Below are 14,016 nucleotides of genomic sequence, written 5' to 3'. Positions count from 1 at the left end.
GAATCACCCTCATGGCACGACAGACCAAGCGCCGCTCGACCGGCCGCCGGAGCCCCTGGGCAGCGACCGCACTGATCGGCATCGGACTGCTCATCACGGGCGGCGTCTACGCGGGCGCCTCCGCTGCGATGGCAGCCACCGAACCCGACACCGCCACGGCGACCAGCCTGACGATCGAGGACGGCAAGAAGCTGTTCCAGGCCAACTGCGCCACCTGCCACGGCCTTGACCTGCAGGGCACCGAGAACGGCCCCTCGCTCTATGGTGTCGGCGCCGTCGCCGTCGACTTCCAGGTCGGCACGGGCCGGATGCCGCTGCAGATGCAGGGTCCCCAGGCCCCCCAGAAGCCGGTGCAGTTCACCGACGAGCAGATCCTCGCGATGGCCAACTACGTGCAGTCCGTCGCTCCCGGTCCCGACTTCCCGGACCCCGAGATCCTCGACGGTGAAGGCGACGTCGCACGCGGAGCTGAGCTGTTCCGCATCAACTGCGCAATGTGTCACAACGTCGCCGGCGCCGGTGGCGCCCTGACCGAGGGCAAGTACGCTCCCGCCCTGACCGAGGTCAGCGCTCTGCACATTTACGCCGCGATGGTCACCGGCCCCCAGAACATGCCGGTGTTCAACGACATGTACCTGACCGACGAGGACAAGCGAGACATCATCTCGTCGCTGCTGTACATCCAGCAGACCGAGTCCCCCGGTGGATTCAAGCTCGGGTCGCTCGGACCGGTCGCTGAGGGTCTGTTCATCTGGATCTTCGGGATCAGCACCCTGATCGGCATCACCGTGTGGATCACGGCGAAATCCAACTGACCCCGCATACCGAATACGTAGCAAGACGCTAGAGGAGCACCATGGCACACGAGGACGACCCGCACGGCCTCGACAGGGCGTCGTACCAGCCCTCGTCGGGAACGGCCGTCGCCGTCACCGACCCCGTGCGTAACCCCGAGCTTCCGCCGCACCGTGAGCGGATGACCGACAAGGACCCGGCGGCGATGAAGCGCGCCGTCCGCACGATCTACACGCTCTTCTACATCTCGGTAGCCGGGTCGCTGTGGGCAGTTGCCGCCTACATGATCTTCCCGATCGAGAGCGGCGAGATCCCGGCGATCCGCGACAACAACCTCTTCATCGGCCTCGGCATCGCCCTCGCGCTGCTGGCTATTGGTGTCGCCGCGATCCACTGGTCCAAGGCGGTGATGTCCGACAAGGAGCACACCGAGGCCCGCCACCCCACTCGTGGCACCGACGCGACGCGTGCCGGCGCCGTAGCCGTCTTCGAAGCCGCCAACGAGGAGTCAGGATTCGGACGACGCACCGTCATCCGCGGCGGCCTCTTCGCGGCCCTGATCGCCTCGATCCTTCCGGCGATCACCCTCTTCCGTGGTCTTGCCCCCGAGAACACTCCCGAGCGCCCCAACGCGGGCAACCCGGTGTACCTCCTCAGCCACACCATGTGGAAGCCCGGCATGCGTCTGGCCAAGGACCCCGAGGGCACGCCGATCAAGGCATCCGAGGTCACTCTCGGCTCGGCGGTGCACGTGATCCCCGAGCCGCTCGCCGAACTCAGCCACGAAGAGGGCTACCTCGAAGAGAAGGCCAAGGCGATCGTGCTGCTGGTGCGCATGCTGCCCGAGCAGATCACCGAAACACCTGAGCGGGCGACCTGGTCGTACGACGGCATCGTCGCTTACTCCAAGGTCTGCACCCACGTCGGCTGCCCCGTGGCTCTCTACGAGCAGCAGACACACCACCTGCTCTGCCCCTGCCACCAGTCGCAGTTCGACGTCTCGGACGGCGCGAAGGTCATCTTCGGGCCCGCAGCACGTCCGCTGCCGCAGCTGCCCATTGAGGTGGATGACGAGGGTTACCTCGTCGCGCAGAGCGACTTCACCGAACCCGTCGGCCCGAGCTTCTGGGAGCGCCATTGAGCACCGCCACCGCTACTGACGAGACGGCCGTCGGTACCACCAGAGAAAAGCCGCTCGGCGGCCGATTCGTCGGCGCCACCGCCAACTACCTCGACGAGCGCACCAGCCTCTCGGGACTGGTCAAAGAGCTCGGTCGCAAGATCTTCCCCGACCACTGGTCGTTCATGCTCGGTGAGATCGCGCTGTGGAGCTTCGTCGTCGTCCTGCTCTCGGGAACGTTCCTGACGTTCTTCTTCCAGGCCTCGATGGTTCCCACCCACTACACGGGCGCCTACATCCCGATGCGTGGCGTGGAGATGTCGGCGGCGCTGGACTCGACCCTGCGGATCTCGTTCGACATCCGCGGCGGTCTGCTGGTGCGCCAGATCCACCACTGGGCAGCGCTCGTGTTCATCGCCGGTATCGGTGTGCACATGCTGCGAGTGTTCTTCACCGGCGCGTTCCGCAAGCCGCGTGAACTGAACTGGCTGATCGGCTTCGTGCTGTTCGTCCTCGCGATGGGTGAGGGCTTCACCGGCTACTCGCTCCCCGACGACCTGCTCTCGGGCAATGGCCTCCGAATCATCGACGGCATGATCAAGGGCATCCCGCTGATCGGCACCTGGACCTCGTTCCTGCTGTTCGGCGGCGAGTTCCCCGGCATGCAGATCGTCGGACGCCTGTACACACTGCACATCCTGCTGCTGCCGGCGATCCTGGTCGCGCTGCTCGCGGCACACCTGATCCTCATGATCATCAACAAGCACACGCAGTTCGCCGGCCCCGGCCGGTCGAACGACAACGTCGTGGGCTACCCGATGCTCCCGGTGTACGCCTCGAAGATGGGTGGATTCTTCTTCATCGTCTTCGGTGTGATCGTGCTGATCGCATCCCTCTTCACGATCAACCCGGTCTGGAACTACGGTCCCTATGACCCCTCGCCGGTGTCTGCGGGTACCCAGCCTGACTGGTACATCGGATTCGCCGACGGTGCGCTACGTCTCGTGCCGCCGCACCTCGAGACGGTCTTCTGGGATCACACCTGGTCGTGGAACATCATCCTGCCGATCACGGTGCTGGTGCTCTTCATCGCCCTGGTCGCGTTCTACCCCTTCATCGAGGCGTGGATCACCGGCGACAAGCGCGAGCACCACATCGCGCAGCGTCCGCGCAACGCCCCGACCCGCACCGCCATCGGCGCCGCCGGCGTCACCTTCTACGCGGTGCTGTGGGCAGCGGCATCCTCCGACATCATCGCCACCCACTTCTGGGTGACGATGGAGGGTGTCATCCACACGCTGCAGGCTCTGCTGTTCGTGGGTCCGGTCATCGCCTACTTCGTCACGAAGCGCATCGCTATCGCGCTCCAGAAGAAGGACCGCGAGATCGCCCTTCACGGCTACGAGTCGGGCCGCATCGTCCGCCTCCCCGGTGGTGAGTACATCGAGGTTCACCAGCCCGTCGACGAGTACGAGCGCTGGAAGCTCGTGGACTTCGAGACCTACGAGCCGCTGGTCGTTCGTCCGAACTCGCGTGGGCAGATTCCGTGGCACCAGAACTTCCGTGCCTCGCTGTCGCGCTGGTTCTTCGAAGACCGCCTCGCTCCTGTCACGCAGGCCGAGGTCGACGAGGCGCTCTCGCACCAGCACCACGAGCTCGACCACATCGCCGAGCAGGAGGATGCCGAGATCCAGGCGATGCACGAGCGCGCCGGGGTTCCGGATGCTCCGCACCACCCGATCACCGACGGCAAGCAGTCCGAGACGGCTGTTCGCCCGACGAACGTGATCGTCACTGACCAGGTCGTGGAGAACACGGCTGCCGATAAGGGCACGTCGAACACGGATGTCGATCCTGACGACGACGTTCACCCCAGCGGCGACACGAAGTAGTCCCGAATCAACCAGTGCGCGGGCCCGGCATCCACGGATGTCGGGCCCGCGCCGTTGCCCGCATCTCACTGCAGCGGGCAATGGCAGGATCCGGCCGAAACGTGGCCGCAGGAGGGTGCCTGCGGCGCTCTCAATGTCATGACTTGCCTCTAGTGTCGGCATCATGAGCAGCGCAGACTTCTTCGCCACCCGCCTCGCCCACGAGACCGATCCGTCGGACGTGTACGCCGCTCAGAAGGCCGGAGAAGACATCGTGCTCGTCGATGTGCGCGGCGTCGACGCCTGGCGCCAGGGACGCATCACCGGCGCGATCCATATGCCCTACCGCGAGATCGCGGAGCGCGCCCCGCGCGAGATTGCCCCGGACGCCACTGTCGTCGTGTACTGCTGGAGCCCGGGCTGCAACGCCGGCGTCAAGGGGGCGCTCGAGTTCGCAAAGCTCGGCTACGCGGTCAAGGAGATGATCGGGGGGTTCGAATACTGGGCACGGGAAGGCCAGCCGACCGAGAACGATGACGGTCCGCTCCCCCGCGAGTTCGACCCGCTCGTGATGATCGTGCGCCGGTGAACGAGGGGTCCGATTCCCGCCAGTGCCCTGGCCGCCCCGGCGAGTAGCGTGACCGTCGTGTCCTCGTCGCCGACTCTCGCGCCAGCGCGCTCCAGCACCGTGGTCCTCATGTTCGCGGCGCTGTCGCTGGTGTGGGGAGCGAGTTTCCTCTTCATGAAGGTTGCGGTTGACTCCTTCGACCCTGCTCAGGTGGCTCTGGGACGCATCATCCTGGGCTCCGTGACGCTCGCCGCGATCATGACGCTCACGCGTCGACGGTGGCCGCGAGAGAGACGCCTGTGGCTGCACATGATCGTCGTCGCAGTCTTCTTCTGCATCGTGCCCTTCCTGCTGTTCGCGTGGGCCGCTCAGAGCCTGCCGTCGGGATTGTCGGCCATCCTGAACGCGACCACACCGTTGTGGACGATGCTCGTTGCCGTCGTCGTTCTTCCGAGCGAGCGGATGACGGCACGGCGACTGATCGGGGTGATCATCGGCGCTGTCGGTGTCGCGATTGTCATGGGCATCTGGGACGTTGTCACCTCCCCCGAGTTCACGGCATCGCTTCCCGCGCAGCTCGCCTGCCTGGGGGCCACCGCGTCCTACGGCATCGCCCTGGGGTGGATGCGGCGCTTCATCACGGGAACCCACAACCATGACAGCGTCACGATCGCGTCGACGCAGATGGCTGTCGCAGGCGTACTCGCCCTGGTGCTCGTGCCCGCCATCGGCCTCGCGCCCGTCGCATGGGCTCCCGCGCCGATTCTGGCGCTCCTGGCCCTCGGGTGCCTCGGGACCGGAATCGTCTATGTCTGGAACACACGAGTCGTCAGCGAATGGGGCGCGGTCGGCGCGTCAACCGTCACCTACGTGATCCCCGTGGTCGGCGTGGCACTCGGGATCATCGTGCTCGGAGAACGGTTCACACTGAACGAGCTCATCGGCGCCGTCATCGTGATCGGCGGCGTACTCCTCGTTCAACGCGCCCGCTGATCAGCGTCTAGCCCCGCCGGGCCCAGACGTCGAGCGCGCAGCGCGGAAGAGCGCGCTCCGCGCGGTACTCAGCGAGCGAAGTAGCCGCGGTAGTACTCGTAGACCCAACCGACGATCGCGACCAGGAAGATACCGAACCCGATCGGCACCATCCACGCGCCCACCGAGAGACCGATGATGGCGATCGCTGCCGAGAAAGCGAGCACAATCGGCCACCACGACCACGGGCTGAACTCACCGATCTCGGGGTCGCCGTCGTCGATGTCTGCCGTGAGGGTGTCCTCGGGCAGCTCGCCGCCCTGAGCGCGTCGAACCGCACCGGTGTAGAAGGCGATCAGTGCGCCCATGAGGGCAGTGAAGATTAGCGCGATCGTGCCGACCCACTCGACGTTGCCGTACCAGAAAAGGCTCCAGATCGTGTAGACGACACCGACGAGAGCGAAGAAGCCCGCCAGAATCCACCAGAGCGCGACGTTGGTACGCATCGGACTACTTCACCTTCCCATCGGCAAGATCCACAACCGGTGTGTGCGGAGCATCCTTCGCCGGGCCGACACCAACCGTCATCGGCGCAGCTTCCGGGTGGTTGAGGTCGAACGCCGGGCGTTCGCTGCGGATGCGCGGGATCGACGTGAAGTTGTGGCGCGGCGGCGGGCACGAAGTGGCCCACTCGAGCGATCCACCGTAACCCCACGGGTCGTTGACCGTGACCTTGGGCGCCTTCCGAGCGGTGATCCACACATTCAGCAGGAACGGAATCATCGAGACCGCGAGGAGCATGGCACCAACTGTCGACAACTGGTTCTGCCACGTGAATCCGTCAGCTTCCGCGTAGTCAGCGTAGCGGCGGACCATACCTTCGACACCCAGCCAGTGCTGGACGAGGAAGGTCATGTGGAAGCCGATGAACAGCAGCCAGAAGTGCACGTACCCGAGGCGCTCGTTGAGCATCCGGCCTGTCCACTTCGGCCACCAGAAGTAGAAGCCGGCGAACATCGCGAACACGACGGTTCCGAAGATGACGTAGTGGAAGTGCGCGACGACGAAGTACGAGTCCGACAGTGCGAAGTCCAGCGGCGGCGACGCGAGGATGACACCGGTCAGCCCACCGAAGACGAACGAGACGAGGAAGCCGAGCGCGAAGGTCATCGGTGTCTCGAAGGTCACCGACCCTCGCCACATCGTTCCGATCCAGTTGAAGATCTTCACGCCTGTCGGGACGGCGATGAGCATGGTCATCAGGGCGAAGAACGGCAGCAGCACCGAGCCGGTGACGTACATGTGGTGCGCCCACACAGCGACCGAGAGAGCGGCGATCGCGATCGTCGCGTACACGAGCGTCTTGTAACCGAAGATCGGCTTGCGGCTGAAGACCGGGAAGATCTCGGACACGATGCCGAAGAACGGCAGCGCGATGATGTACACCTCGGGGTGACCGAAGAACCAGAACAGGTGCTGCCACAGCAGCACGCCCCCGTTCTGTGGGTCGTAGATGTGCGCACCGAGCACGCGGTCGGCGGCGGCGGCGAAGATCGCGGCGGCCAGCACCGGGAAGGCCATGAGGATCAGGATGCTCGTGATGAGCGTGTTCCAGGTGAAGATCGGCATGCGCCACATCGTCATGCCGGGTGCGCGCATCGTGATGACGGTGGTGATGAAGTTCACGGCACCGAGAATCGTTCCGAAGCCGCTCATGCCGAGCCCGAGCATCCAGAGATTACCGCCGACGCCTGGTGAGAAGGATGCGTTCGCGAGTGGTTGATACGCGAACCAGCCGAAGGAAGCCGCGCCCTGCGGGGTCAGGAAGCCGGAGATCGCAATGATCGACCCGAACAGGAACAACCAGAACGCGAAAGCGTTCAGGCGCGGGAACGCGACGTCGGGGGCACCGAGCTGCAGGGGAAGAATGGCGTTCGCAAACCCGGCGAACAGCGGAGTCGCGAACATCAGCAGCATGATCGTGCCGTGCATCGTGAACAACTGGTTGTACTGCTCCTTCGTGGGCAGCACCTGCATGCCGGGTTCGAACAGCTCCGCACGGATGATGAGCGCCATCACACCGCCGAGCAGGAAGAACAGGAACGAAGCGATCAGGTACATGTACCCGATCGTCTTGTGGTCAGTGGAGGTGATCCACTTGACGACGATGTTGCCCTTCTGCTCGACACGCGACGACGACATCAGCGCCGCCTGCCGTGCCGGGAGAGTGCGCGGGCGCGACGAGTCCGCGTCCTGAAGCGGCAGCGTGGTGGCCATCACTCGTTCCCCTCATCTGACTGCTGGACCGAGGGATCCGTGGGATCGTTCGGCGTGTTCTGCAGGCGGTCGTATGCGTCGTTGATGTCGCCGGTCTGACCCTTTGCCTCGAGACTTGCGAGGTAGTCCTCGTACTCGTCGGCGCTCACGACCTGGACGGTGAAGAGCATCATCGAGTGGTACTCACCGCACAGTTCCGCACAGCGGCCTGCGTAGGTGCCCTCACGGGTCGGAGTGAAGGACCAGTAGTTGTCCTTCCCGATGTACATGTCCTTCTTGTAGAGGAAGTCGACGACCCAGAACGAGTGGATGACATCCCGCGACTGCAGTTTGATCTGCACGGTCTGGTCGACCGGCAGGTACAGCGTCGGCAGCGCCTCCTGGTCGATGTTGCCGGCCTTGTCGGGCTGGGCCTGAATACCCATCGTCCAGACGGCGTCGGAGTTGTCTTCCTCGTCACCGTTGTACTGGAAGTCCCACGCCCACTGCTTGCCGATCGCGGTGATCGACACGTCCGGGTCTTCGTACTGCGTCTCGATGATCGCCTGGTCCCGCGCCGTGAAGGCGAAGAAACCGATCACGAGGATGAACGGCACGATCGTGTAGAAGATCTCGATCGGCATGTTGTACCGCAGCTGCACGGGCAGGCCGGTCTGGCCCTTACGGCGACGGTAGGCGATCGCGGCCCACCCCATGAGCGCCCACGTGATGACGCCGACAGCCAGCAGCACGATCCACGAGTTGACCCACAGTCCCGAGATCATCTCGGTGTGGTTGGTCGCAGGAGTTCCGTCTTCGACGAAGCCGGGAAGGAATCCGTTCAGCTCCGTCGGCGTACATCCTGCGAGCACCAGGGCCGCGGCGGCACCAACCGGAAGAAGAACCCAGCGGAGTCGGCGTTTGGATGGCACAGGCGCACCTTTCCACGTTGCGAAGTGTGACTGTGGTCAGTCTAGGGCAAGCTCACACCTGCTTGAGGCCAACCACTCAGCATCCACGCACTTTCGGGATACTGAAGGTCGGCCTTCTCGCAGGCTGAAGCTTCTGGGTCAGTGGAAGCTGTCACCGCACGCGCAGCTGCCCTGCGCGTTCGGGTTGTCGATCGTGAAGCCCTGCTCCGAGATCGTGTCCTTGAAGTCGATGGTTGCGCCGTCCAGGTACGGGACGCTCATGTCGTCGACGATGACTTCCACGCCCTCGAAGTCGACGGTCTTGTCTCCGTCGAGATACCGCTCGTCGAAGTACAGCTGGTAGATGAGTCCGCTGCATCCGCCGGGCTGGACAGCCACGCGGAGACGGAGGTCATCGCGGCCCTCCTGGTCGAGCAGGTTCTTGACTTTTGCGGCGGCGGCGTCGGTGAGCGCGACGCCGTGCTCGCGGGCGGTCTGGTCCGTGGTCAGTGCGGTGTCGGTCATGACTCTCCTTATCGGCTGAAGCCGTCGGGGCGGATGCTGAAATTCTACGCCCGCTCTCGGCGAGGACGGCGGAAATGCGGGCGGGTCAGAGCGTGCGCGCGTCCAGCTTCTCCAGCAGCAGCGCCTCGGAGATCAGCGCATGCCGGAAGGTCTCGAGGTGGAGTGACTCGTTGGGACTGTGCGCCCGGGAGTGCGGATCCTCCACACCCGTGACCAGGATCTGCGCGCCCGGGAACTCGCGGACCAGGTCCGCGATGAACGGGATCGATCCGCCCACCCCGATATCGACCGGATCGACGCCGTACCCCTCGGTGAGTGCCTCGCGGGCATCCTGGACCGCCCATCCTGTCGTGTCGACGAGGAACGGGTTGCCGAGGTCGACATCGAAGAACTCCAGCCGAGCCCCGAACGGCGCGTGGGCGCGAAGGTGTGCCTTCAGCGCTGCGTAGGCGTCCGCCGCGGACTGCCCGGGCGCGACGCGCGCGCTGATGACGACGGTCACCTCCGGAGCGAGCGTGTTGGAGGCCGAGGCGACATCGGTGGCGTCGATGCCGATCACGGTGACCGACGGCTTGTTCCAGATCCGCCCGATGATCGATCCCGCGCCGATCGGGCTCACCCCGTCGAGCAGGCCCGTCTCCGAGCGCAGGGTGCTCTCGCTGTACTCAGGGGTCTCGGCCTCGCGCGAGCTCAGGCCCTCGACGCCGACCGATCCGTCGGCGTCCCAGAGCGTGGCCAGCAGCGTGACCGTGGCGAGCATGGCGTCGGGCACCGCTCCCCCGAACATTCCCGAGTGGGATGCGTGATCGAGCGTGCGCACCCGCATCGAGAAGCGCGCGTTGCCGCGCAGCGAGACCGTCAACCCGGGGGTTCGGTCGTCCCAGTTGCCCGAGTCCGCGACAACGATCACATCGGCGCGAAGCGCGTCGGCGTTGTCGCTGAGGAACTGCGCGAACGAGCGCGAGCCGTACTCCTCCTCCCCCTCGATGAACAGGGCGAGACCGAGGTCGAAGTCGGGACCCAGCGCCTCGACAAGTGCACGGATCGCACCGATGTGCGCCATGATCCCGGCCTTGTCGTCGGCGGCGCCACGACCGTAGAGCCGGCCCTCCCGAACCGTGGGTTGGAACGGCGGGGTCTCCCACAGCGCCTCGTCACCGACGGGCTGGACGTCGTGATGGGCGTACAGCAGGACGGTCGGGCGACCGTTCCTCGCTGCACGTGTCGCGAGCACGGCAGGCTGCCCGAACTCCTCCGTGCCGGGAATCGCTGCCCGCTTGATGGTCACGGCATCGAACACTCCCGTGCCTTCGACCAGGGCAGCCACTGCCTCTGCGCTGCGTACGAGTTGCTGCTGATCCATCGATGGCCAGGCGATCGAGGGAATCCGCACCAGATCGCCCAAATCCGCCAGCGCACGGGGGATGCCGGTCTCGGCGGCGTCACGGACAGCATCGGAACGGGAGGCGATATCACTCATGCGGGTAATCTTAAGGACTACCCGTAACGCGACAGCGAGGATCATCGTGGCCAAGACCCCCGCCCCGAGGCACCGAAGGACGCGTCGACGTCGACCGTCGGCAAGGGAAAGGCGACTCCGAGCCGCGCCGAGCAGGAGGCTGCACGCAAGCGCCCGCTCGTTCCCGACACGAAGGAAGCGAAGGCGCAGCGCAAGGCTGAGCTCGCCTCGGCCCGGGAACGCGCCCGCATCGGCATGGCCAACGGCGAGCAGAAATACCTTCCCGCCCGCGACCAGGGACCGCAGCGCAAGTTCGCCCGCGATTTCGTGGACGCCGGTTGGCACCTGGGCGAGGCAGTCATGCCCGCGATGGTCGTGGTCATCGTCGCAACCTTCATTCCGCTGAACTTCATCCAGTACTGGGCGTTCGTGGCGCTGTGGGTGTTCATCTTCTTCGTGATCGGCGACATGATCATCACGTCGATCCGCGTCAAGCGCGCGGTGCGCGACAAGTTCGGCGCAAGCAAGGTTGAGAAGGGGCTCGGCTGGTACGCCTCGATGCGCAGCGTCCAGATGCGCTTCATGCGCCTACCCAAGGCCCAGGTTCGCCGGGGCCAGTACCCCTCCTGAGATCGGTCTAGCAGCTTGGCGCGCTCCGCTGCGCGGGGGTGCCAGGTGTCGAGACATGTGCCCGTCCGCTGCGCTCACCGCGCGACGCTGATCGCGCGCTCATGGGCGTGCCTCGGATCAGATGTAGATGCGCGGGACGAGCGGTGAGACGCGGACGATGATCTCTTCACCGACCGTGCCGATCGCCTCCGCGAGAGTCGTCACACTGGACTCGCCGCGCGTTCCGGGGCCGAAGAGGTAGACCTCATCCTCGACAGCGGCGCCCGGCCACGGGTCGATCAGCATCGTCGCCGGGCCGATCTCGCGGACGAGACGCGGGCCAGCGGGAGTTCCCACCGACATCCGACCCGCAAGCGTCGACGGCAGGCCGTCCAGATACCCGTAGGAGACCGCGACGGCAGAGTCTCCGACGTCGCTCACGGTGGCGATCAGGGTAGCCGCGGGCGCGATTCCCTCCAGCTCGGGGCCGCCCGTCGAACGGATGCCGTAGCTGAAGGCACCGAAGCGGACGAGGTCGAACCGGAACTCCGGCCGTGCGAAAGCCGCCGCACTGGCTGCGAGGTGGCGAACCTGAGGGCGCAGGCCCACGTCCTCGGCAATCCTGATCGCCTCGAGGAACGCGGCACGGGACAGATCGTCGTCCTCGTCGCTGGTTTCGGCGATGTGGCTCCAGATTCCGACGACCCGGATGTCGCCGCTTGCCTCGAGCTCCGCGGCCCGGGTGACGAACGCCGGCCACGCCTCCGGCCTGACACCATTGCGGTGAAGTCCGGTGTCGATCTTGATGTGCACCGGAGCTCCTCGCCCCGCCGACACCGTCGCGATGTCTTCGAGGTACGAGGCATCACCCACGCCGAGTTCGATGCCGGCCTCCAGCGCGACCTCGATCTCGGGCTGGGTGATCGTCACCCACGAGAAGACGCGAGCGTCGGGGCCCGCGGCAGCTCTCGTGCGGACACCCATCGGCACGTCGAAGGCCCCGAACCAGCGCACGCCGTGAGCTGCAGCGGCGGCGACGACACGATCGACGCCGTGGCCGTAGGCGTCGTTCTTGACAACAAGCATGTACTCGGCCGGCGCGATGCGCCCCCGCAGCACGTCGATGTCGGCGAGGATCCGACCGAGGTCCACGACCATCCGCGCGCTCAAGCGACCACCTCCCGCGGTAGCCGCAGGCCCAGCGCACAGACGAGTTCGGCAGCAGTGAGTCCGGATGCCGCCTCCCACGTGGCCAGCGCCGGACCAGCCGGGCCGTCGCCGCCGAAGTAGATGACCTCGTCACCGCGCGCGATGTCGGCGTCACCGATGTCCACGACACAGACATCCATCGCGACCCGGCCGACAATGGGATACAGGGCACCCCGCACCTCGACCGAGACCTGGTTGCCGAGCGAGCGCGCCACCCCCTGGCCGAACCCGCCTGAGACGAGCGCGATCCGTGTGTCCCGCGGGGCAATATGCGTGTAGTTGTACGAGACTCCCTCGCCGGCGCGCAGAGCCTTGATCGAGAGCACGGAGCCGAGAAGGCTCATGACCGGCCTGGCGGGGTCCTCGGAGGCACCGGGGAGACCGAAGATCACGGCGGGGTCCAGCGTAGGAGCGTCCGCGGCCGGGGCGATCCCCATGCTCTGAGCTGCATCGACGGATTCAGCGTCGAGCATCGCCGCACGGATGCCGACCCGCGCCAGAGTCTCAGCGACGAACTGCACGCCGTGGCCGTAAGCATCGCGACGGAGGTCGGGAACGGCATCCGCTCCCCCGGCCTCGATCGCCCGGCCGGCGCCGGCGACAAGCGCCGAGCTACTCAGCCGGACGCGCGGCCCGGTCGGACTGATCAAAAGCCCATCGCCTTCTGGTATCGAGGGCGGTGTCCGGTACGGATGCCGAGCACGCTCGGCTTGTTCTCGTAGACGCCCGTGGCCCAGTTGCCCTCGATGAGCACGGGGCCGTCGGGGTCACGGCGATGTCCCACCCGACGTACTTCACCTGCGGGACGTGACGGGCGACCTTGTCGACGAAGGCGATGACCTCATCGAACATCGGCAGCTGGAAATCAGCGATCGGGTAGCCCGAATCGGGGTGGAGCTTGTGCACGTGTCCGTGCGAGTCGTAGCCGTCGCCGAGCGAGGCTCCGGTCTCGGGGTCGAGCATCGTGTAGAAGCCGCCGAAGTCCATCTGGTCTGCGACCTGACCGCGACCGAACTTCTGCGCGATCGCGAGGATGTGGGTCTTCTCGCCGTCGAAGAACGCAGCGACGCGGGTCGAGTTGACCGTGCCGGCACAGACGGCGGCGACATCGGGATGCTGCACGATGTTCTCTTCGATCAGCAGCTCACCGCGCTCGCGCAGCTGCGCGTGGAAGTCTGCCCAGTCCTCGATCTCGGTCGAGTAATACCGGTTGATGGCAGCCCCCGAGCGACCCGCCTGCTTCTTGGTGATGAGCACGGGATGTGCCTCACCGAAAGCGCGCAGTTCGTCGACGTTGTCGTCGGTGACCATCATCCAGTCACGACCGAGGTACTCCGAGAAGACGCGGTCGAACTCCCACTTGTCGTAGAAGATCCCGCGGTACTCAGGATCATCGAACGTGTACGAGTACTTGTTCGAGTGCGGATGCGTCATCATCGTGCGCCGCTCGCGCCGGTTCAGGATCGCGAAATCGTAGTCGACATAGTCCTGAAAGCCGACCTGGTGGAAGGTCGCCTGCCAGAACATGTCCACGACCACCGCTGGGGTCCACTTGTGGAACTGGGCTGATACCTCGCGGGCGCGCTCGATGACCGAGGGGAGGTCGATGACCTTCAACCGGGCCACCATGTAACCGAAGCGCGAACCGAGTCCTCGCGATGCCATCGCTCTCTCTTTCCGAAGGGTGCTGCCCTCACACGTCGGCCGGCACCCGTCGGGGC

At 65.7% G+C, this 14,016-nt stretch carries 13 protein-coding genes and 1 pseudogene; 6 read left to right on the top strand and 8 right to left on the bottom strand.

Features of this window, described 5'->3' with window-relative positions; genetic code table 11:
• The first annotated feature begins 11 nt into the window (after window positions 1-11).
• From qcrC to MICSW_RS06450, 5 genes are all read left to right on the top strand, one after another.
• Window positions 12-815, top strand: coding sequence for a cytochrome bc1 complex diheme cytochrome c subunit (qcrC, locus tag MICSW_RS06470; RefSeq protein WP_228178621.1), 804 nt, complete (start codon window positions 12-14; stop codon window positions 813-815).
• Between the two features lie 41 nt (window positions 816-856).
• Window positions 857-1,936, top strand: coding sequence for a cytochrome bc1 complex Rieske iron-sulfur subunit (gene qcrA, locus MICSW_RS06465; protein WP_228178620.1), 1,080 nt, complete (start codon window positions 857-859; stop codon window positions 1,934-1,936).
• On the top strand, window positions 1,933-3,807 hold the full coding sequence (gene qcrB, locus MICSW_RS06460; protein ID WP_464497860.1) for a cytochrome bc1 complex cytochrome b subunit: 1,875 nt from the start codon (window positions 1,933-1,935) through the stop codon (window positions 3,805-3,807). The genes qcrA and qcrB overlap by 4 nt, the downstream gene beginning before the upstream one ends.
• Before the next feature lie 163 nt (window positions 3,808-3,970).
• Window positions 3,971-4,375, top strand: a complete 405-nt coding sequence (locus tag MICSW_RS06455) for a rhodanese-like domain-containing protein (RefSeq protein WP_434969789.1) — start codon at window positions 3,971-3,973, stop codon at window positions 4,373-4,375.
• A 48-nt stretch (window positions 4,376-4,423) separates the two neighbouring features.
• Window positions 4,424-5,347 (top strand): DMT family transporter, encoded by a 924-nt coding sequence (locus MICSW_RS06450; RefSeq protein ID WP_464497857.1) that lies wholly within the window; start codon window positions 4,424-4,426, stop codon window positions 5,345-5,347.
• Window positions 5,348-5,415: 68 nt separating this feature from the next.
• On the opposite strand, the gene MICSW_RS06445 is transcribed toward MICSW_RS06450, so the two are convergent.
• The 5 genes from MICSW_RS06445 to MICSW_RS06425 form a co-directional block, all read right to left on the bottom strand.
• Window positions 5,416-5,832 (bottom strand): cytochrome c oxidase subunit 4, encoded by a 417-nt coding sequence (locus tag MICSW_RS06445; RefSeq protein WP_434969786.1) that lies wholly within the window; start codon window positions 5,830-5,832, stop codon window positions 5,416-5,418.
• A 4-nt stretch (window positions 5,833-5,836) separates the two neighbouring features.
• Entirely contained in the window at window positions 5,837-7,603 is a 1,767-nt protein-coding gene (gene ctaD, locus MICSW_RS06440) for an aa3-type cytochrome oxidase subunit I (protein ID WP_464497854.1), read from the bottom strand.
• Window positions 7,603-8,514 (bottom strand): aa3-type cytochrome oxidase subunit II, encoded by a 912-nt coding sequence (gene ctaC, locus MICSW_RS06435; protein WP_228178614.1) that lies wholly within the window; start codon window positions 8,512-8,514, stop codon window positions 7,603-7,605. The genes ctaD and ctaC overlap by 1 nt, the downstream gene beginning before the upstream one ends.
• A gap of 138 nt (window positions 8,515-8,652) precedes the next feature.
• Window positions 8,653-9,018 (bottom strand): iron-sulfur cluster insertion protein ErpA, encoded by a 366-nt coding sequence (gene erpA / locus MICSW_RS06430; protein ID WP_228178613.1) that lies wholly within the window; start codon window positions 9,016-9,018, stop codon window positions 8,653-8,655.
• 85 nt (window positions 9,019-9,103) lie between these two features.
• The gene (locus MICSW_RS06425; RefSeq protein WP_228178612.1) at window positions 9,104-10,498 is read right to left on the bottom strand and encodes a dipeptidase; all 1,395 of its coding nucleotides are present in this window, start codon (window positions 10,496-10,498) and stop codon (window positions 9,104-9,106) included.
• Window positions 10,499-10,657: 159 nt separating this feature from the next.
• On the opposite strand from MICSW_RS06425, the pseudogene MICSW_RS06420 reads away from it, so the two are divergent.
• Window positions 10,658-11,107 (top strand): annotated as a pseudogene (locus MICSW_RS06420) (DUF3043 domain-containing protein); the annotation flags it as partial.
• 117 nt (window positions 11,108-11,224) lie between these two features.
• Here the strand turns inward: MICSW_RS06420 and MICSW_RS06415 are convergent.
• From MICSW_RS06415 to MICSW_RS06405, 3 genes are read right to left on the bottom strand one after another with little or no spacing between them, the layout of a single operon-like run.
• Window positions 11,225-12,256, bottom strand: coding sequence for an alanine racemase (locus MICSW_RS06415; protein ID WP_292734140.1), 1,032 nt, complete (start codon window positions 12,254-12,256; stop codon window positions 11,225-11,227).
• Entirely contained in the window at window positions 12,253-12,945 is a 693-nt protein-coding gene (locus tag MICSW_RS06410) for an alanine racemase C-terminal domain-containing protein (RefSeq protein ID WP_443477362.1), read from the bottom strand. Before MICSW_RS06410 ends, MICSW_RS06415 begins: the two co-directional genes overlap by 4 nt.
• Window positions 12,908-13,960 (bottom strand): sugar-transfer associated ATP-grasp domain-containing protein, encoded by a 1,053-nt coding sequence (locus MICSW_RS06405; RefSeq protein ID WP_464497848.1) that lies wholly within the window; start codon window positions 13,958-13,960, stop codon window positions 12,908-12,910. The genes MICSW_RS06410 and MICSW_RS06405 overlap by 38 nt, the downstream gene beginning before the upstream one ends.
• Window positions 13,961-14,016: the final 56 nt, after the last annotated feature.

The organism is Microbacterium sp. SW12 (genome assembly GCF_055391095.1).
The sequence above is the reverse complement of the archived record's forward strand: the minus strand, read 5'-3'. Positions and strand labels throughout refer to the sequence as shown.

What these genes read in the sequence shown, in the direction of transcription:
- MICSW_RS06455 (WP_434969789.1), top strand. Translation starts at nt 3,971, where the DNA reads ATGAGCAGCGCAGACTTCTTCGCCACCCGCCTCGCCCACGAGACCGAT.
- qcrA (WP_228178620.1), top strand. Translation starts at nt 857, where the DNA reads ATGGCACACGAGGACGACCCGCACGGCCTCGACAGGGCGTCGTACCAG.
- MICSW_RS06425 (WP_228178612.1), bottom strand. Translation starts at nt 10,498, where the DNA reads ATGAGTGATATCGCCTCCCGTTCCGATGCTGTCCGTGACGCCGCCGAG.
- qcrC (WP_228178621.1), top strand. Translation starts at nt 12, where the DNA reads ATGGCACGACAGACCAAGCGCCGCTCGACCGGCCGCCGGAGCCCCTGG.
- erpA (WP_228178613.1), bottom strand. Translation starts at nt 9,018, where the DNA reads ATGACCGACACCGCACTGACCACGGACCAGACCGCCCGCGAGCACGGC.
- MICSW_RS06405 (WP_464497848.1), bottom strand. Translation starts at nt 13,960, where the DNA reads ATGGCATCGCGAGGACTCGGTTCGCGCTTCGGTTACATGGTGGCCCGG.
- MICSW_RS06445 (WP_434969786.1), bottom strand. Translation starts at nt 5,832, where the DNA reads ATGCGTACCAACGTCGCGCTCTGGTGGATTCTGGCGGGCTTCTTCGCT.
- ctaD (WP_464497854.1), bottom strand. Translation starts at nt 7,603, where the DNA reads ATGGCCACCACGCTGCCGCTTCAGGACGCGGACTCGTCGCGCCCGCGC.